Here is an 18,075-nt window from a genome sequence, read left to right as displayed (position 1 = left end):
GAGTATTGAGAAAATCAGGTCGTAAGGAGAAGACGCGAAAATGTCGAAAAAAACGAATCCTGAAGAGGTTCAACAACTGATCGATCTGGGGAAGGAAAAAGGTTTCCTGACCTATGACGAGGTGAATGATATTCTGCCGGCCAACATGGTCTCTTCGGAGCAGCTTGAGGATGTCATGAGCATGTTTGGCGAAATGGATATTGAGGTTGTCGATTCCGACAGCAAGGCTGACGGTTCACAGAATGATGACGATAGCGATTCCGATGACGACAAGGATGAGGGGGATGTCGAGCTTGAGGCCGGAACCCTTGGTCGGACTAGCGACCCGGTGCGGATGTACCTGCGGGAAATGGGGCAGGTCGCACTGCTGACCCGCGAGGGTGAGGTCGAAATCGCCAAGCGGATCGAAGAGGGCGAAGCGCAGGTGGCCAAAGTGGTCATGCGCACCCCGATTGCTGCGCGCGAAGTGATCAATCTGCTGCAACGGCTGGAAAAAGGCCAGATCGGTGTCTCCGAAGTCACCCGCGATTACGACGAAGAAGAGGGCGGGGAAGCGGAAGAGAAACAGCGTGAGCGCTTGACCGAGCTGTCCCAGCAGGTCAAACCGCTCGACGAGCAACTACTGGCGGTGCAGGAAGAACTGGCTGCCGAGCCGCCGCCATCAGATCGCAAACAGAAGACGCTGGCAAAGAAAGAACAGGAGCTGCGCGATCAGCTGATTGAGTTGTTGCGTCAAGTGCGTTTGAAGGATTTCCAGGTTGCCAAGATCGTCGATCGTCTCAAGGAGATGGGCGAGCAGGTTAAAAAGGGACAGAAAGAGATTGCCGAGTGCGAAAAGCAGATCGGCAAGCCGTACAAGGAAATCCGCAGTTATCTGCGTCGTATGCGCAAAAGTGATGATGAGGCGCACGCTGTTGCGGCAGAGTTGGAGGTTTCCGGCGATATCCTGCTGTCGGTCGAGAAGCGCCTGAAAGCCGCCAAACGCAAGTTCAAGCGGGTCAAAGAAGAGTCCGGTTTCGAACCGGAAGATCTGCTCGAATACTTGAAAGAGGTCTACAAGGGCGAATGGCGTGCCAAGAAGGCAAAGACCGAGCTGGTCGAAGCCAACCTGCGCCTGGTTGTTTCCATCGCCAAAAAATACACCAACCGTGGTCTGCAGTTCCTCGACCTGATTCAGGAAGGCAACATCGGCCTGATGAAAGCGGTCGACAAGTTCGAGTACCGTCGTGGTTACAAGTTCTCTACCTATGCAACCTGGTGGATTCGACAGGCGATCACTCGTGCTATCGCTGACCAGGCCCGTACCATCCGGATCCCGGTGCATATGATCGAAACCATCAACAAGCTGATTCGTACCACCCGTCAGCTGGTTCAGGAGTTCGGTCGCGAGCCGACCCCGGAAGAGATTGCCGAGCGGATGGATCTGCCGCTCGATAAGGTCCGCCGGGTGCTGAAAATCGCCAAGGAGCCGATCAGTCTTGAGACCCCGATCGGCGAAGAAGAAGATTCCTCGCTGGGCGATTTTATCGAGGACAAGGGTGTGGTCTCGCCGCTGGAAGCTGTTATCAAGGGCAACCTGTCGGACCAGACGTCGCGCGTCTTGTCGTCGTTGACGCCGCGGGAGGAGAAGGTTCTGCGCATGCGTTTCGGTATTGGTGAGAAGTCGGACCACACCCTGGAAGAGGTTGGCCAGGACTTCAATGTCACCCGAGAGCGGATTCGTCAGATCGAGGCCAAGGCGCTGCGCAAATTGCGTCATCCGAGCCGGGCGAAACGGCTCAAAGGATTTGCATCGACCGATAGCAACCAGTAATCTTACTTTGGGCACAGGAAGCTCTTGACATGCAAAGAGCGATTTCCTTACTATGTGCGCTTGTGCAAGGGCCTATAGCTCAGTTGGTTAGAGCCGCCGGCTCATAACCGGCTGGTCCGAGGTTCGAGTCCTCGTGGGCCCACCATCTAAACCCCCGGCGGAAAATTCCGTCGCAGCGAAACTGGACAGATTGCGTTGAACGCAGAGAGTCGATTGATACACCCAACACAACCCGGGGATCTTTTACGGGGATGTGAAAAGAAAGCGGCTGGAATCGCCAAGGGGGAAAACCAGAACTATCAAGAGTGCACCGGAAAACCGGTGCACTCTTTCTTTTTGCAGGGAGGGGCGGATGGCTAAACAGAAAATAGCGCGTTTAGCTGACCTGGTCGGCCTGCTGAACGGGCTTTACGCGCCGTCCCTGGCGGAGGATTGGGATAACGTCGGCTTGCAGCTGGGCGATCCGACAACTGAAATCGAACGCATTCTTGTCTGTCTCGACGCCGAGGAACGCGCCCTTGATGAAGCCGAACGTGCCGCTGCTAAACTCGTTATTTCCCATCATCCTTTGATCTTTAAAGGTCTCAAACGGCTCACTCCCGCTGACGAACCCGGGCGGGTTATCTTCCGCGCCATCCGCAACAACATCGCTATTTACAGTGCCCACACCAACCTTGATCGTGCTGCTGACGGATTGAATGACTGGCTGGCTGCACGCTTGGGATTGGAAAACTGCACCCCGGTGGAACGACCGCAAGCTGGAGGATATTACAAGCTGGTCGTCTATGTTCCGAAGGGGCACGAGCAGGAGATGATGACAGCTCTGTTTGCCGCTGGCGCCGGACATATCGGTGAGTATGATCACTGCTCTTTCCGCACCGAGGGGACCGGAAGTTTCCGTGGCAATGACAGCACCGATCCTTTTATTGGCCAGCCGGGTGAACTGGAACAAACCAGTGAATACCGGCTCGAGACCATTGTGCCGGGGGCCGCGTTGGCAAAAGTTGTTGCGCGGATGATTAAAACGCACCCCTACGAGGAGGTGGCTTACGATCTGATTCCTCTGGCCAATACGCGAAGCGACATCGGTCTTGGCCGGATCGGCCGTTTACCTCAAAAGGTGACGTTGAAAGCATTTGCCGAACAGGTCAAGCAGCAGTTGAATCTGCCAGCGTTGCGCCTGGTCGGTGACCAAGGAATGGGAATTGAAAAAGTCGCGGTTTGCGGCGGCAGTGGCGCATCATTGCTTGGAGATGCGATCCGCCTGGGGGCCGACTGCCTGGTGACCGGCGACGTCAAATATCACGACGCGCAGCGTGCGCGATCAGAAGGGCTGGCGCTGATCGATGCCGGTCACTTCGCAACAGAACAGATTATGGTCGCTGAACTCGCAAGTCGGGTGCGACAGGCGCTGGCCGAGCGGCAGCTGCCGGTAGAGGTTATCGAGATGACAGGTGAGCAGGACCCCTTTATCACCTGCTAACTGTCCACACTTATCAACAGAAGGCATAAATGGAGGCAACAACGTGCATGAAAAGATGAACCTGCTGAAGGAACTTCAGGAGATCGATCAGGAGATCAGCGCCATCGAGCAGAGCCAGCAGGGCTATCGCGATGAGCAGGAAAGTTTCGCTGCTGACGCAGCGCGCATTCAGGCGATGCTGGATGAACTGGACGCCGAGTTGGGACTGCTGCAGAAAGACGAGGCTCAGCTGCAGCAGGATATGCTGCGTGAGAAAGACAACATCGCCCGGGTCGAAGGGCGCCTGCCAGAGATCCAGACGCAGAAGGAATATGTCGCTGTGCTCAAGGAGATCGATGCGGCGAAGAAAGCCAATAAAGACCTCGAAGAGCAGCTGCAGGCGAAGCAGCAGGAGATCTCTGCACTGGAGGAAGATCAGCAGGAGAAGCAGGGCGAACTGGCCGGCATCAACGAAAAGGCTGAAGCTCGCGGTGCTGAAATCAGTGAGCTGCTGGCAGAGAGCGAGGGCATTCTGGAGAAGCGCAAAGAAACCCGCGATTCTGTTGCTGCCGAGTTGCCTGCTTCGCTGCTGCGCAAGTACAAGACCCTGTTCAAGCGTCGTGGAGGACTGGCTCTAGCTCTGGCTAGCAACGGGGCTTGCCTCGGCTGTAACATGCAGCTGCCGCCACAGCAGTTCAACAGTTTGCTGCGCGAGACCGAAATGCAGACCTGTCCGCACTGCAACCGTTTGCTGTACGTCGAGCAGCAACAATAGTTATCTGCTGGTCGAAGAAGGCTGGATGATCGCCGGTTTGCCACCTTCGGGCAAGGCAAACGGGAGGAAAGTCCGGGCTCCGTAGGACGGGATGGTTCCTAACGGGAACCGGGGGTGACCCCAGGGAAAGTGCCACAGAGAGAAGACCGCCTGCAGTTTTTGCTGCAGGTAAGGGTGAAAGGGTGAGGTAAGAGCTCACCAGTTCCGGCGGTGACGTCGGAAGCTCGGTAAACCCCATCCGGAGCAAGGCCGAATAGGGAAACGTTTGAGGGCGGTCCGTCCGAAGTTTCCGGGTATGGCTGCTTGAGGCTGTCGGCAACGGCAGCCCTAGAGGAATGATCATCACTTTGCGGCGGGTAACCGGCGCAGGGGACAGAACCCGGCTTATGGCCTTCTTTGGCCACTTTTTCCGGCGGCAGTGTGGGATTTCACACTGCCGCTCTTTATTTAAGAGGCCTTATGCACAGGCAGCGCCACGAACGCTGGAAAAAGCTGGTAGAGCAGATTGCGCAGGAGTATCGTGCTTTGCCTGCATCGGAAAAGACCTGGATTGCTGAGCAGCTGCAACAGGTCGAAACTTTACAGCAGCAGCTGAACCAGCTCTTCGAGCAGGGGAACGGACTAACTTCCTGCGCCGATTGTCTCGGCGACTGCTGCGCCAAGGGGCATAACCATATGACGCTGGCGAACCTGCTCAGCTATCTGCAGAGAAATGACCTTCCTCCGCAGCCCGATTTTTCCCGCACCTGCCCTTTTCTTGGCGAGCGAGGCTGCCTTCTGCCGGTGACCCGGCGACCTTATAATTGCATCAGCTTTGTTTGTGATATAATTGAACATTCTCTAACCTCCTCGCAGGTTGAGGAGTTTTACCGATGCGAACAGCAGCTGCGGGTCGTTTATCGACAGTTTGCCGAACGCTACAGTGGCGGTGGCATGACCGGCTTGTTGTTACAGAGTGAGCGTTTGGGTAACGGGCCTTTTTTGCAGCGTAAAAATCTTCCACAGGACTGACTTTTCCGCGACCAGGAGTTGCAATGAAGATTAGCTTTGATCGTAGTAACGGCGAAATTGACGCTATTATCGATGACCTGCTCCAGCGGGTGGGTGTGCATCATCCGGAGATGATTCGCCAGATGATTCTCGGCGCCCTGAAGTCAGGCCAGGAGAACGATTATCTGGCCGACCAGAAATTGATTCGGACCACCATGAAGGAGATGCGTTTCACCAACAAGATTTTCGCACCTTACCGTGATCGGAAAAAGGTGAGTATTTTCGGTAGTGCCCGCACCAAACCGGAAGAGCCGATTTACCAGAAATGTGTCGAGTTCTCGCGCATGCTGGCTGAGAACAACTACATGGTCATCACCGGCGGTGGCCCTGGGATCATGCTGGCAGGTAACGAAGGCGCTGGCGAGGCCAACTCTTTTGCTGTCAACATCGACCTGCCGTTCGAGCAGGACATGAATCCGGTGATGAAGGGCAGCGACAAGATCATCAACTACAAATATTTCTTCAACCGCAAGGTTGCTTTCCTCAAGGAAGCGGATGCCGTAGTGCTGTTTCCGGGTGGTTTCGGCACCCTCGATGAGGGAATGGAAGTGATGACCCTGGTGCAGACCGGCAAAAACCCGCCGATTCCATTGATCATGATCGATGATGACAACGGCGGTTACTGGGACAAGTTTTTCGATTTCATCCGCGACTGCCTGCTCAAACGCGAGCTCATCAGCTTTGAGGATTTTGCCCTGTTCACCATTACCAAAGACCCGGTTGAAGCGCTTGAGTATATCAACGAGTTCTATCGCAACTACCATTCGATGCGTTTCGTTAAAGACAAGCTCGTTGTGCGCCTGAACAAAGCGCTCGACACCGGGCATCTACAAATTCTGGAGAACGAATTCAACGCAATTCTCGCGCCCGGCGGCAGCATGCGTCTCTCCAACGCATTGCCGGAAGAGCAGGATCAACCCGACCTGCTGCATATGCCGCGCCTGGTGATGGAATTCAATCGGCGCAGCTACGGTCTGCTCAAGGCGCTGATCCGGCGCATAAATTCTTTCTGATGGCTGCTCTGACCGAACTGCCGATCAGCAAGCTGACCGCCCGGCTGGCCCGTAAAGATTTGCGTCGGATGATGGCTTTGGTGCGCCTGGTTTACCGGCTAAGTAAGACAGATAAATACCGCCAACTCGTGCGCCCGCAGCTACCAGAAATCTGCAGCTTTGATCCTGGTCACGATGCCCTGATGATGGGGTACGATTTTCATCTGACTGCTGACGGGCCGAAGTTGATTGAAATCAATACCAACGCAGGGGGTGGGTATATCGCCTGGTTGAGTGAAGCCCAGTCGAGCGGGCAAGACCCGATCAAACTGACGGGGAGAATTCAGCACAGATTGCTGGATACGTTCAAGCAGGAGTGGCGGTCATTTTCCGGCTCGGATCGGGGGCCGCAGCGAGTTGTGCTGGTTGACGAAGAGCCGGAGGAGCAACCGCTTTACCCCGAGATGGTTGCCTGTCGCGATTGGCTGCGGCGCGAAGGGATTTCAAGTGAAATCGCTGCTCCGGGACAGTTGCAGACTGATAGTGATGGCGTCTTTCTCAACGGAGAGAAAATCGACCTGGTTTACAATCGCCACTGTGATTTCTTTCTTGATGATGATGTCATGGCAGGTTTGCGCCAGGCCTATCTGGCTAAAACCGTCTGCCTGTCACCCAACCCTTTCGCCTACGGGTTGTTGGCCGACAAGCGGCGGATGATTCTCTGGTCTGATCCGGCGACTCTGACCGAGTTTGACCTTTCCAAAGCCGAGCAGCAGCTGCTACTGCAAGTGGTTCCGCAGAGCCGCTTGCTGGCTGATTGTGATGACGATCAGGTCTGGGCGGAGCGCAAACAATTGATCTTCAAACCGGTCACCCGCTTCGGTAGCCGCGGGGTGGTGCTGGGCAAAGGAATTACCCGCAAGCGATTTGCCGAGCAGGATCCTGCAACGACCCTCGTGCAGTCGCTGGTGGCCCCTTCGGTGGAGACCAGTAGTGAGGGCGAAAAGTTCAAGGTCGATCTGCGCTTGTTCGTTTATCGAGACCGGTTGCTCGGTGTTGGCGCTCGTCTGTATCAGGGACAGGTGACCAACCTGCGCACGGTCGGCGGTGGCTTCGCCCCGGTGCGCTTGTATTGAGGCAAAGGCGCCGTTCGGTAACGCTGCTGCCTACGAGACACGAAAAAAGCCGCCTCCAGTTCGGAGACGGCTTTGCTGTTTTTGGCTTTTTGCTGTAACTTATTCGCCCCAGACCAGGTTCTGCCAGATCCAGCCGGTTTTATTGTCCGGGCCTTGGATTTCAACCCAGTCCTGCTCTTGCGACAGAACTTTGAAGCTGTTGCCCTTGTAGGCTTTGAAAACGATAGGGAACTCGGTGCCGGGGCCGGTGCGGACGTTGCAGATATCGCCGGTGACAACGACCGACTTGATATCACCAGTCAGAGACCTGTGCAGATAGCCAACCTTGCCGCTTCTGGTTTTTACTTTGTAATAATCGGAACCGCTTTCGATCACTTCCAGCGGTGCGTAACGCTCCAGCTTCTGGATCATTTTAGAACCGGAAACCATCGGTTTATCACGCAGTTCTGCCGGCAGATGGATGACACTGACCATTTTGGCCAGGCTGGTTGTCGCAGTGAACAGCAGCAGGGATACAATAATGATCTTTTTCATGGGGCCTCCTGGATTTGTGAGCTTATTGCGCATTAAATGCGCGTATTAGAGCAATTCGTCAGCAGGCTGTCAATTCAAATTGGAATGGTCCGGGTTCCGCTTCCCATATGGATTTTTTAAGCTGAAAAATAACAGGGAGAACAGAAATGAGATGCCAGATTGTACTTTTTCTCTTCGTGATTACACTGTTGTTCGGTTGTGAGCAGCAACAGGCAACAGCTCCGGACAGGGGCAAAGTTTATGCGAGCCCTGCTTACCTGCAGTATTTCGGCGAAGCTCCGGCACCGCAACAGGGCTATGTTTTTGCCCATGTCGGCTATCTTCCGCTGGCTGATGACTCGGCACAGGTGCGGCCGATCCCCCTCTTTATGTTCAGTGAAAATCAGCAGCTAGACCGCATTCTCAGCCAGCTGTTCAGTGAGCGCTTGCTGGTTGCAGAGCAGAGCAAGCTGCGTATGCCTTTTGCCGAAGGAGTGCGCCTGACTCAACTCGATCAGGCTGGTTCTACCCTGATCGTATCTCTTGAGTTGACCAGGGATGTGCCATCCCACCTTCTGGCCGGGATCGAACGGGCAACGGTGGAATCCGCAGTCCAATTCGAAGAGGTTGATCGGGTACGGATCCTGTACAGTGGTGAACCATCAGAACGACAGCCGGTCGAAGGTTATCGCCATCAACCACTGGCGATTACTGACGTTCAGTTGCCGTTGTTGCTTGATGCCGTCGGCTCTTGGCAGCCTGGTGAAAAAGAGGTGGAGGAAGTTTTTTTCAACTTTGATCGCCCGGTGAAGGTCGAGCGCTTTGAGCTGAAGGGCGAAGCCGGAAATCCGCTCGAAGGAGACTATTATCTGGGGATGTTTGATATGGCCGTTGTGCTGCGGCCACAGCAGGCCGAACTGTTTCAGCCTGGAATGACGTTGCATGTCGACTGGCAGGTGGAGGATCGAAAAGGACGGAAGAGCAAGGCCAGCAGTAAGCTCAACCTGATTGGTTCTCAGCAGTAAATTTAAAGCCGGTGGTTTTCAGCCACCGGCTTTTTTTACCGCCCATCCTTTTTGTTGCAATTCCGCCAGCAACAGGTCGCGGTGATCGCCCTGGATTTCGATGACACCGTTTTTGATTGTGCCGCCGGTACCGCACTTCTGCTTCAAACTTTTTGCCAGTTTTTTTAGTTCTTCACCAGCCAGTGGAACGCCGGTAATCAGGGTGACACCCTTTCCTTTGCGCCCCTTGGTCTCACGTTGGATACGGACAATACCGTCCCCTTTGGGCGTATTTGTCTGCTGTTTGCAGACACATTTTTTCGCCGCTTTGCCGCATTTGGGGCAGAGTCGCCCGGTTTCACAGGAGTAGACCTGGGTGCTGTTGTTCGCCATAGTTTGAATCCTCAGATTTGGTCTTTCAGTTGACAGGCAACACAGACCTGACGAAACTCGTAAAGGCCGCTTTCAGGATTCAAGTCCATCGTTGTTGTCAGGTGTTGTCGACAGGTGATTTTGTAGCACTCGCTGCAAGCGATCCCTTCGCCCACATTCGAGCTGTAATCGCAAATGTGGCACATCCAGCGGGTTTCTTTTTCTTCGTTACTCATGGTTACTTTTCCATCGGCTTGCACAGTTCAGACAGCATATGGCGAACAGGTTCTTCTGTCCAGTCTGGAGATCAGGAACGGCCTGTTTATGGGCAACGTACCATGAGCTGTCCCTTTTTAGGCCGCAAACAGCAAAAGGGCCGCCAAACCAGGCAGCCCTTTCTCTCATTTTGCTTTCCATTTACTTTACAGCTTTTTTACAAATAACGTCCGCGATCACCGATTCTTTCTATCCGGCGAATTGCTTTGGTCGGGACGGCAAAACTCGAGACAGTAAAACAGGTCAGAATCGGGTTGCTTTCCAGGCGTACCGGCCGTTTTTCTGGTGGCAATATCGTTGCTTCTTTTGCCCATTTCTTCAGCGACTCATTCATGTTGTCCTCCTCGGCAGGACGTGACCTGTCTACTATCGGTGGTAAATAGCAAGCTCCAGGCCAAAATGTCAGGAAATGCAGACGAATGAGAAAAGGGCAGTTTTTTCTATAGCTTATTGTTGAATCATGAAAATTGGCAGGACGCAGAAAAAGTGCTTGGACCCCGGTTACCCTTGCAAATGGGGGATATCCCCCAGCAGGTTGTTGAAAAAACCGTAGTCACAGGCAGATTAACCCTGCAGTTCTTTCAGTGTCAGGATTGAGTAGATGTCGTTGCGTTCTGACTTATTGATAATCACCGCAGTGCCGACCAGCATTGCCTCCGCCTGTTCGACAATCTCCTCCACCGCTTTGAGCGTTGAGCCTTTTGCGAAGAAATCATCAATGAACAGAATCCGCTCGCGCGGCCGCAGGACCTCTTTGGCGACATAGAGGGTAGTCGATTCCTCTTTGGTGAATGAATAGCTGGCAGCGGCGTAGTGATCGCCCATGGTCAGCGGCCGCTTCTTTTTCGCATAGACGAATGGCACGCCTAGCATCCCGGCCACCGCCTGTGCCAGCATAATGCCGCTGGTCTCCGCCGTCAGCACCTTTTCGATCGACTTCTCCATAAAATGCGTGGCGACATCGGTTGCGAGCAGGTCGATCAGCTGCGGATCGACCATGTGGTTGAGGAAGCGATCGACCTTGATCACATTGCCCTCAACGCGACCTTCTTTTTTAATCCGCTCCAGCAGGGTTTGCGATGCGTATCTCATTTACGATCCTCCCGGTCGTAGGATAATCCCAGGCTTTCCGGCTGTTGGCTGGCGCCTTTCTGCAGACGGATGGTCGAAACCACCAAAACGACAATAGTAAAAAAGTAGGGCAGCATCTGCAGGATATGGGCGCTGACCGAGGTGCCCATCGCCTGAAAGCGGAGTTGCATGGCGGTGATGCCGCCGAACAGGTAAGCGCCGAGCAAGGCCCGGGGGCTCGACCAGCTGGCGAAGATAACCAGCGCGACAGCAATCCAGCCGCGCCCGGCCGACATGTTTTCGATCCACATCGGTGTTGTTGCCAGGCTCAAGTAAGCACCGCCTATGCCGACGATGCCGGAGCCGATGGTCACCGCGAGGAAGCGGTAAAGGTTGACCGGCACTCCACAGGTGTCCGCTGCTGCCGGGTTCTCCCCCAGGGTTCGTACCGCCAGACCCCAGCGGGTGCGATAGAAGAACAGCCAGATCAGGGCGACCAGGGCGAAGCTGAAGTAGATCAGCCAGTCCTGGTTGAAGAAGGGTTTGCCGATCACCGGAAGCAGCGACAGTCCGGGGATGGCGATGCGTTCGAAGCCTTCGATGGTCATGCCGACCATGCCCTTGCCGAACAGGGCGGTCATGCCGATGCCGAACATGGTCAGGGCCAGTCCGCTGACGATCTGGTTGCCGCGCAGCTGTACGGTGATAAAGCCGTGGATGGCCCCAGCAACGAAGGCGCAGAGGAAGGCCGCCATCACGCCGGTCAGCAGCGATCCGGTCAGGTAGGTGCCGGCAAAGCCGCCGAGAGCACCGATCAGCATCAAGCCTTCGATCCCCAGATTGATGATCCCTGCACGTTCGTTGATGATGGCACCTAAAGTGGCGAACAGGATCGGTGTCCCGGCGCGGACGGTGGCATCAAGCAGAATTTCAACCATGAATACCTCCCCGGACCAGTTTGACCCGATACTGGATAAAGAAATCGGACGCCAGCAGGAAGAACAGGATCAGCCCCTGGAAGGCATAAACGAAGGCGACTGGCAGCTGCCAGAGCAGTTGCAGACTGTCGCCGCCGACCAGCAGGACACCCATCAAGAAAGAAACGATGACTACGCCGATAGCGCTGCGGTTGGCCAGCCAGGCGATAATAATAGCGGTGTAACCGTAGCCGGGGGAGATGCCGTGCTGCAGGCGGTGCTGCAGGCCCGCAACTTCGCTGAAACCGGCAACCCCGGCGATGGCGCCGCTGAGGAACAACACCATGAAGATCGCCAGGCCGGTGTTCATCCCGGCGTACTGGGCGGCCTTCGGGTTACTGCCGATCACTTTGATTTCAAAACCCCAGACAGTGCGCTCCATGAAGAGATAAAGTACCAGGGCGCAGAAAATAGCGAGGAAGAAGCCGCTGTGCAGCCGGGTGTTGAAATATTCAGCCAAGCGTGCGGCATCGGTAAACTGAGCGGTGAGTGGAAAGTTGAAACCTTTCGGATCTTTCCAGGGGCCATAGACCAAGTAATCGACAAGTAAGATGGCGATATAGTTCATCAGCAGGGTGACGATGACTTCGTTTACTCTCCATTTTGCCCGCAGAAAACCGGCCACCCCGGCCCAGAGTCCACCGCAGAAAAAAGCAGCAGAAAACATGGCGATCATCATCAGCCAGTGATTTTCGATGCCTGAGAAGAGTGCGACACCGCTGGCGGCCATGGCCCCCATGTAGATTTGTCCTTCGGCGCCGATGTTCCAGATCTGCATGCGAAAAGCGAGACTGACGGCCAGGCCGGTAAAAATAAGCGGCGTGGTTTTAACCAGCGTCTCTGACAGTCCGTACATGGAGCCGAGGGATTCAATGATGATTTCGCGGTAAGCTTCCAGCGGGTTGACGCCGCTTGCCAGCAAAAGGAAGCCGGCAACGAACAGGGCGATGGCGATCGAAACGATCGGCGCGGAAAAGCGAAACAGGGCAGAAGATATCTCGCGGCGTTCGGTAATCAGTTGCATGCCGCGCCTCCCTGCTTTTCGCCACTCATCATCAGGCCGATCTCTTCGCGCGTGGTGTTGCGCGGATCGACGTAACCGACCAGTTGGCCACGGAACATCACGGCGATTCGGTCGCTCAGTTTCAGCAGTTCGTCGAGATCTTCGGCGATCAGGATGGTACTCATCCCCTCGTCAGCACCATCGGCAATCACCTTGTGAACGTACTCGGCGCTGCCGATATCAAGGCCGCGGGTCGGGTAGAGGGCGACCAGAACCGCCGGGGCTTCGGAAAGCTCGCGGGCGATGATGACTTTCTGGATGTTGCCGCCGGAAAGGTAGCGCACCGGGGTGCCGTCCGGTCCTGACTTGATGGCGAACTGTTCGATTTTTTCGCTGGCGTTGCGGCGGATCGCGCCCTTATCCTGAAAAATCCAGCGGGAAAAAGCACCGCTCTTGAAACTTTTCATGATCAGGTTTTCGTCGACACTCATGTCGGGGGCGATGCCGATGCTTTTGCGATCCTCGGGGATGTGAGCAATGCCGGCGATGTAAGATTTTTTCGCGTCGGAGTTGGTGATGTCCTCCCCCTTGGCCAGGATTTTTCCAGAGTTGGCGTTTTTCAGTCCGGTCAGCACCTCGGCCAGTGCTTTCTGGCCGTTCCCGGCGACCCCTGCAATGCCGAGGATTTCCCCTTTTTTCAACTGCAGATCGAAGCTCTCGAGATCGGACAGGCCGCGGTCGTTGCGAACCGAGAGCTTCTCGATTTCAAGCACAATCTCGTCCGACATCTGCAGGTTCTTCTGCCACTGTGGAATTTTGTCATTGCCGATCATCAGCGATGCCAGCCTGTTTTCATCGTAGTCGCCACGTTGCAACGTTGTGATGCTATGCCCCTTTTTCAGGATGGTCACCCGGTCGGAGATCTTCATTACCTCGCGCATTTTGTGGGAGATGAAGATGATGCTCTTGCCCTGCTTCTTTAATCGTTCAAGGACAGTGAACAGGCGATCCGCTTCCTGTGGTGTCAGCACTGCGGTCGGTTCATCGAGGATCAGCAGGCGGCAGTCACGCATCAGCAGCTTGATCAGTTCAATCCACTGCTGGGCGCCGATGGACAGCTTCCAGACCGGGCTGTCGAGATCGAGGTCAAGACCGAACTCGTCAATCAGCGCGGCGATCTTCTGTTTGTACTCTTTACGGTTGAAGAAATTCGGTACGTTGTCGAGCGCCAGCAGGATGTTTTCGAAGACCGAGTGAGCCGGAACCAGCATGAAATGCTGATGTACCATGCCGATCCCTCGTGCGAGAGAATCGCGTGGGCTGGCAAAATGAACCTCTTCTCCGTCGATGCTGATGCTGCCCCGGTCCGGGTGATAGAGGCCGGTCAGAACGTTCATCAAGGTGCTTTTGCCGGCACCGTTTTCACCGAGGAGGGTGTGTATCTCACCAGGCGAGACGGAAAAAGAAACATCGTCGAGAGCCACAACGCCGGGGAAGGTTTTACGGATGTTTTCGATCTGCAGCAAATCGGGCATCGAATCCCACACGTGAAAAAGAAAAGGCACGCCTGCGCAGACGTGCCCTTGGTAGAAAACGGAATTACTTGGGAATGGTTCCCTGAACACCCTCAACGAAGTAGCTCATGCCAAGCAGATCTCCATCGCTGTGAGTTTTGCCGGCTTCAACCACGACATGACCTGACTGGTCCTTGATCGGTCCGGAAAAGGGGTGGAATGTCCCAGCTTTGATGGCTGCAGCCTTGTCTGCAACTATTTTCTGAACCTCAGCCGGGACCTTAGGATTGAAATCAGCCAGTTCGACCAGGCCTTCTTTCATGCCGTCCCAGATCTGTGAGGATTTCCAGCTTCCTTCGCTGACCTGCTTGGCCAGTTTGGTGTAGAGGGCACCCCAGTGCCAGACTGGTGCGGTCAAGAAGGCGTTCGGAGCAAACTCGCGCATGTCGGAGTTATAGCCGATGACGTAAGCGCCACGGGCTTCTGCCGCCTGCAGAGTGGCAGGTGCATCCTGATGCATCGCCAGTACGTCAGCACCGACATCGAGCAGGCTGTCGGCAGCGTCACGCTCAATGCCCGGATCGAACCAGGTCTGGGTCCAGACGACCTTGACTTCGGCCGCGGGGTTGACGCTGCGCACGCCGAGAGTAAAAGCGTTGATACCGCGGATAACTTCGGGGATCGGGAAGGCAGCGACATAGCCGATGACGTTCTTCTTGGTCATTTTACCGGCAACGATACCGGAGAGGTAACGTGGCTCATACATGCGGCCGAAATAGGTGCCGACATTTTCGGCGGTTTTGAAGCCAGAGCAGTGCATGAAGACCACGTCTTTATTCCGGCGGGCGACGTCGATAGTGGCGTCCATGTAGCCGAAGCTGGTGGTGAACACCAGGTTAGCCCCTTTACGCACCAGGCCGTTGATCACACGGGCAGACTCTGCTCCTTCTGGAACCGACTCGATGTAGGTGGAGTTTTCTTTGACGAAAGGAAGCTTTTCCATCTCCTGCCGTCCCTGATCATGGGCGTACGTCCAACCGGCGTCTCCAACCGGGCCAACGTAAATGAACCCGGCCTTGATCTCTTTTCCGGCGAAAGCAGTGCCGCACACGGCGAAGACCAGCACCAACATCAGGAACAGAGCAGTTTTTCTCATTACTTAAAACCTTTCCGGATAAGCCGAATATAGGCAGTTGAAAGATTACTATTTAGATCGGAATTTCGACACTGTCAAGTAAAGCCGGATTAAAAATCCGTCCGGTAGATCAGAGCTCTTCCAGCTTGCTGTCGATGTTGTTTTTCAGCCAGCTTCTGTCCCACCATTCCAGCGGCTGCACGGCGATTCCGGAGACAAAAACACCGAAGTGCAGGTGGTCCCCTCCAGCCATGCCGGTTGCGCCGCTGCGGCCGATTTTCTGCCCTTTGGTTACCATGTCGCCAGGCATCACATCGAGCTGACTCATGTGGGCGTAAAGAGTCTGCAGGCCGAGGCCGTGATCAATCACCACGCAGAGGCCGTAGATGCCGAGATATTCAGCCCAGACCACTTCGCCGTCGTTGGCCGCTTCAAGTTCAGCCTGGGCGACCGAAGCCATATCGTAGCCGAGATGGACGGCATTATCGACTTTTTTACCCTCGTAGTAATAACTGCGATAGTCGGCAAACTGGGCCAGCGCTGAAGCATTTTTCATCTGCAGGAAACGACCTTGCCAAAGCGGCATCTCCGCAGTGTTTTTCGATAGCTCAAGCATTTTGGCGCGGTTCTCTTTGCGGATCTGGCTATTGACATAAAGGAATGTCTGCAACTCGTCGCCCGGTTGCGGGACCATCGCTTCAAATTCCGGTGCTTTCTGTTGCAGGAAGTTTTTGCTCAGGTTGATCGTTCGCTGGCGAAATTTCTTATTGTTGGCGCGATAGTAGATGCCCGCCTGCCGCTCGTTGCCCGCTAGGTCGACGGCTACCACGCGCGGTATGAATTCGCTTTCCTTCATAAAGTACGGGTAAGCGATCAGGGCAACATAGGCTCCAGAATCTTGTAGGAAACCACGGAAAAACTTGTCACCGACCTGTACGCCGGTCTTTTCCACCTCTTCGTTCAACCGGTAAGTGACCAGCCCGCTGCCGCCCTTGGTGAAGTTGTGAGCTTTGCTGAGGATCGAAATGATCGGTGGTCGAGTATCGTAGGTGAACTGAAAGCTCTGTTGACTGACGTTCCCCTTACCGATGTGGTAGATCGAACGGTCTCCAGCGGTAACTTCGATTTCAAGCGGACCCTGCTTCGGCTTCAACGAGCCGAGGTTCAACTCGATATCGATTTCCTTGGCGCCGACCGGGGCCTGCTTGCTGACCAGCGACATGCGGTTGCCGTTTTGGATTGCTGTTACCTCGATCTGTTTCAGGCCGCTGCCGGCATCAGTCAGGTTGAGAGAAAGAGGAACTTTCGCCGAAATCGGCCCACCTCCCGGGGTCAGGCTGACGGTCGGGCCTTCAGTGTCACGAAAATAATAAACGGCCGCCGCAACCAGGCAACCGAGAAGGATGATCAGGAAGAGTTTTTTGATCGATTTCACTGTTGTTGTCCTTTGTTTTTTGTACCTAATTAGTCATTTGAATGGAGCGAAAAAAAACGATCGTAACTGTCACTTTAAAACAGTCACGATCGTTTTTTAATTCTCGACTTTGGGGCCGATTTTGTCAAGCAATAGTCAGGCGTGAATTGCTTCACCATTCACCGCCAACGCTGCTTCTTTAATCGCTTCCGCTAGTGTCGGGTGAGCATGGCAGGTGACGGCGACATCGTGGATGCTGGCGTTGAAGTTGACCAGCGTGGTTGCTTCAGCGATCAGTTCGGAGGCGTGCGGACCGATGATGTGGATCCCGAGGATGCGACCGCTGTCTGGCGTGGCCAGCACCTTGACGAAGCCATCGCTGCTGCCACTGGCAAGGGCCCGCCCACTGGCTGCAAAGAAAAACTTGCCAGCGTTGTAATCGATGTTGTCCTGTTTCAGACCCTCTTCACTGCGTCCGACCGAGGCGACCTCAGGGTGCGTGTAGGTGACGCTGGGGATAGCGTTGTAGTTGACGGCTGACTTCTGTCCGGCCAGACGTTCGGCGAAAACTACGCCTTCTTCGCTTGCCTTGTGTGCCAGCATCGGCCCGGCAATCAGGTCGCCGATGGCATAAATGCCGGGGACAGAGGTCTGGTAGTTTTCATCGACATCAAGCTGGCCCTGTTTGTTCGGCTCCAGGCCGACAGTCTCCAGCCCTAACCCTTCTGTTTGTGCCCGGCGACCTGTGGCTACCAGCACTTTATCGATGGTGATCTGTTCTTCCCCCTTTTTTGATGTCAGGGTGGCGACAACGCCATCGGCTGTTTTTTCAACTTTCTCCAGTTTGGTTTTCAGGTGAATTGACAGCCCCTGTTTTTTCAGGCTGCGTTGCAGCATCTGGCCCAGTTGTGGATCACTGAGGGGAATCAGTTGGTCGAGCATTTCAACCACTGTGACCTGCGCGCCGAGACGGCTCCAGACGGAACCCATTTCCAAGCCGATGACGCCGCCGCCGACCACCAGGAGTCGCTCAGGGACTTCACTCAAACTGAGAGCTTCGCGGGCGCTGATGATGGTTTCGCCGTCGAACTTCAGGTGTGGCAGCTCAATCGCTTCGCTGCCGGTTGCGAGTAGAAGGTTTTTGCAGCTGTACTCCTGATCGCCAACGCTGATCTTCTGCAGCTCGCCATCTTTACCGGTGAGGGTCGCTATGCCGGAGATAACCTCGATCTTGTTTTTCTTCATCAGGCCGCTGACGCCGCCGGTGAGCTTTTTGACGATCCCATCTTTGCGCGCCATCATTTTGTCCAGCTTCAGCGTTGCGTTAAGCACTTCGATACCGTGCTCGGCCAGATCATGATTGATTTTTGCAAACTGCTCACTTGATTCGAGCAGGGCCTTGCTCGGAATGCAGCCCTCATTCAAACAAACGCCGCCGAGAGTTTCCCGCTTTTCTACAACAGCAACGGAGAAACCGAGCTGTGCCGCGCGAATTGCCGCAACGTAACCGCCAGGCCCGGCTCCGATAACGATCAGATCATAATTATTTTCAGACATGCGTATCTCCT

The 18,075-nt window shown here is 54.9% G+C and carries 18 protein-coding genes, 1 tRNA gene and 1 other RNA gene; 9 read left to right on the top strand and 11 right to left on the bottom strand.

Annotated elements, in window-relative coordinates; translation table 11 throughout:
* Window positions 1-40 precede the first annotated feature (40 nt).
* From rpoD to BUB13_RS05905, 8 genes are all read left to right on the top strand, one after another.
* Complete coding sequence (gene rpoD / locus BUB13_RS05940; RefSeq protein WP_072906754.1) at window positions 41-1,813, top strand: RNA polymerase sigma factor RpoD; 1,773 nt, start codon at window positions 41-43, stop codon at window positions 1,811-1,813.
* Window positions 1,814-1,881: 68 nt separating this feature from the next.
* Window positions 1,882-1,958 (top strand) — tRNA-Ile (locus BUB13_RS05935).
* Window positions 1,959-2,165: 207 nt separating this feature from the next.
* Window positions 2,166-3,296, top strand: a complete 1,131-nt coding sequence (locus BUB13_RS05930) for a Nif3-like dinuclear metal center hexameric protein (RefSeq protein ID WP_072906752.1) — start codon at window positions 2,166-2,168, stop codon at window positions 3,294-3,296.
* Window positions 3,297-3,339: 43 nt separating this feature from the next.
* On the top strand, window positions 3,340-4,050 hold the full coding sequence (locus tag BUB13_RS05925; RefSeq protein ID WP_072906750.1) for a zinc ribbon domain-containing protein: 711 nt from the start codon (window positions 3,340-3,342) through the stop codon (window positions 4,048-4,050).
* 13 nt (window positions 4,051-4,063) lie between these two features.
* An RNA gene (gene rnpB / locus BUB13_RS05920) (RNase P RNA component class A) lies at window positions 4,064-4,452 on the top strand.
* A gap of 57 nt (window positions 4,453-4,509) precedes the next feature.
* Entirely contained in the window at window positions 4,510-5,061 is a 552-nt protein-coding gene (locus BUB13_RS05915; protein WP_072906748.1) for a hypothetical protein, read from the top strand.
* Between the two features lie 23 nt (window positions 5,062-5,084).
* Window positions 5,085-6,113 (top strand): LOG family protein, encoded by a 1,029-nt coding sequence (locus BUB13_RS05910; protein ID WP_072906746.1) that lies wholly within the window; start codon window positions 5,085-5,087, stop codon window positions 6,111-6,113.
* Window positions 6,113-7,228, top strand: coding sequence for a hypothetical protein (locus BUB13_RS05905; protein ID WP_072906744.1), 1,116 nt, complete (start codon window positions 6,113-6,115; stop codon window positions 7,226-7,228). Before BUB13_RS05910 ends, BUB13_RS05905 begins: the two co-directional genes overlap by 1 nt.
* 99 nt (window positions 7,229-7,327) lie before the next feature.
* Here BUB13_RS05905 and BUB13_RS05900 read toward each other — a convergent pair whose 3' ends face one another.
* The gene (locus BUB13_RS05900; protein ID WP_072906742.1) at window positions 7,328-7,762 is read right to left on the bottom strand and encodes an SH3 domain-containing protein; all 435 of its coding nucleotides are present in this window, start codon (window positions 7,760-7,762) and stop codon (window positions 7,328-7,330) included.
* A gap of 146 nt (window positions 7,763-7,908) precedes the next feature.
* Between BUB13_RS05900 and BUB13_RS05895 the strand changes: the two genes are divergently transcribed.
* On the top strand, window positions 7,909-8,766 hold the full coding sequence (locus tag BUB13_RS05895; protein WP_072906741.1) for a GerMN domain-containing protein: 858 nt from the start codon (window positions 7,909-7,911) through the stop codon (window positions 8,764-8,766).
* Between the two features lie 18 nt (window positions 8,767-8,784).
* Here BUB13_RS05895 and BUB13_RS05890 read toward each other — a convergent pair whose 3' ends face one another.
* The 10 genes from BUB13_RS05890 to lpdA all read right to left on the bottom strand — a co-directional run bounded on the left by BUB13_RS05890 (window position 8,785) and on the right by lpdA (window position 18,064).
* Entirely contained in the window at window positions 8,785-9,138 is a 354-nt protein-coding gene (locus BUB13_RS05890; protein ID WP_072906739.1) for a translation initiation factor Sui1, read from the bottom strand.
* Between the two features lie 11 nt (window positions 9,139-9,149).
* A complete protein-coding gene (locus tag BUB13_RS05885; RefSeq protein ID WP_072906737.1) occupies window positions 9,150-9,353 on the bottom strand; it encodes a hypothetical protein in 204 nt (67 codons plus the stop codon).
* A 197-nt stretch (window positions 9,354-9,550) separates the two neighbouring features.
* Window positions 9,551-9,727 (bottom strand): hypothetical protein, encoded by a 177-nt coding sequence (locus BUB13_RS18890; protein WP_153305028.1) that lies wholly within the window; start codon window positions 9,725-9,727, stop codon window positions 9,551-9,553.
* Between the two features lie 230 nt (window positions 9,728-9,957).
* Entirely contained in the window at window positions 9,958-10,485 is a 528-nt protein-coding gene (locus BUB13_RS05880; RefSeq protein ID WP_072906735.1) for a phosphoribosyltransferase family protein, read from the bottom strand.
* Window positions 10,482-11,402, bottom strand: a complete 921-nt coding sequence (locus BUB13_RS05875; protein WP_072906733.1) for an ABC transporter permease — start codon at window positions 11,400-11,402, stop codon at window positions 10,482-10,484. The genes BUB13_RS05880 and BUB13_RS05875 overlap by 4 nt, the downstream gene beginning before the upstream one ends.
* A complete protein-coding gene (locus tag BUB13_RS05870) occupies window positions 11,395-12,465 on the bottom strand; it encodes an ABC transporter permease (protein WP_072906731.1) in 1,071 nt (356 codons plus the stop codon). The genes BUB13_RS05875 and BUB13_RS05870 overlap by 8 nt, the downstream gene beginning before the upstream one ends.
* On the bottom strand, window positions 12,456-13,979 hold the full coding sequence (locus tag BUB13_RS05865; protein WP_072906730.1) for an ABC transporter ATP-binding protein: 1,524 nt from the start codon (window positions 13,977-13,979) through the stop codon (window positions 12,456-12,458). The genes BUB13_RS05870 and BUB13_RS05865 overlap by 10 nt, the downstream gene beginning before the upstream one ends.
* Before the next feature lie 64 nt (window positions 13,980-14,043).
* Window positions 14,044-15,114 carry a BMP family ABC transporter substrate-binding protein gene (locus BUB13_RS05860; protein ID WP_072906728.1) on the bottom strand — a complete coding sequence of 357 codons (1,071 nt, stop codon included), beginning with the start codon at window positions 15,112-15,114 and terminating at the stop codon, window positions 14,044-14,046.
* Between the two features lie 109 nt (window positions 15,115-15,223).
* Window positions 15,224-16,528, bottom strand: coding sequence for a M23 family metallopeptidase (locus BUB13_RS05855; RefSeq protein WP_072906726.1), 1,305 nt, complete (start codon window positions 16,526-16,528; stop codon window positions 15,224-15,226).
* 135 nt (window positions 16,529-16,663) lie between these two features.
* Window positions 16,664-18,064, bottom strand: a complete 1,401-nt coding sequence (lpdA, locus tag BUB13_RS05850; RefSeq protein ID WP_072906724.1) for a dihydrolipoyl dehydrogenase — start codon at window positions 18,062-18,064, stop codon at window positions 16,664-16,666.
* Between the last annotated feature and the right edge of the window lie 11 nt (window positions 18,065-18,075).

The sequence above is a fragment of the Malonomonas rubra DSM 5091 genome (genome assembly GCF_900142125.1).
Lineage (GTDB): Bacteria > Desulfobacterota > Desulfuromonadia > Desulfuromonadales > Geopsychrobacteraceae > Malonomonas > Malonomonas rubra.
Note: the sequence above shows the minus strand (reverse complement) of the source record. Positions and strands in the feature narration are given on the sequence as shown.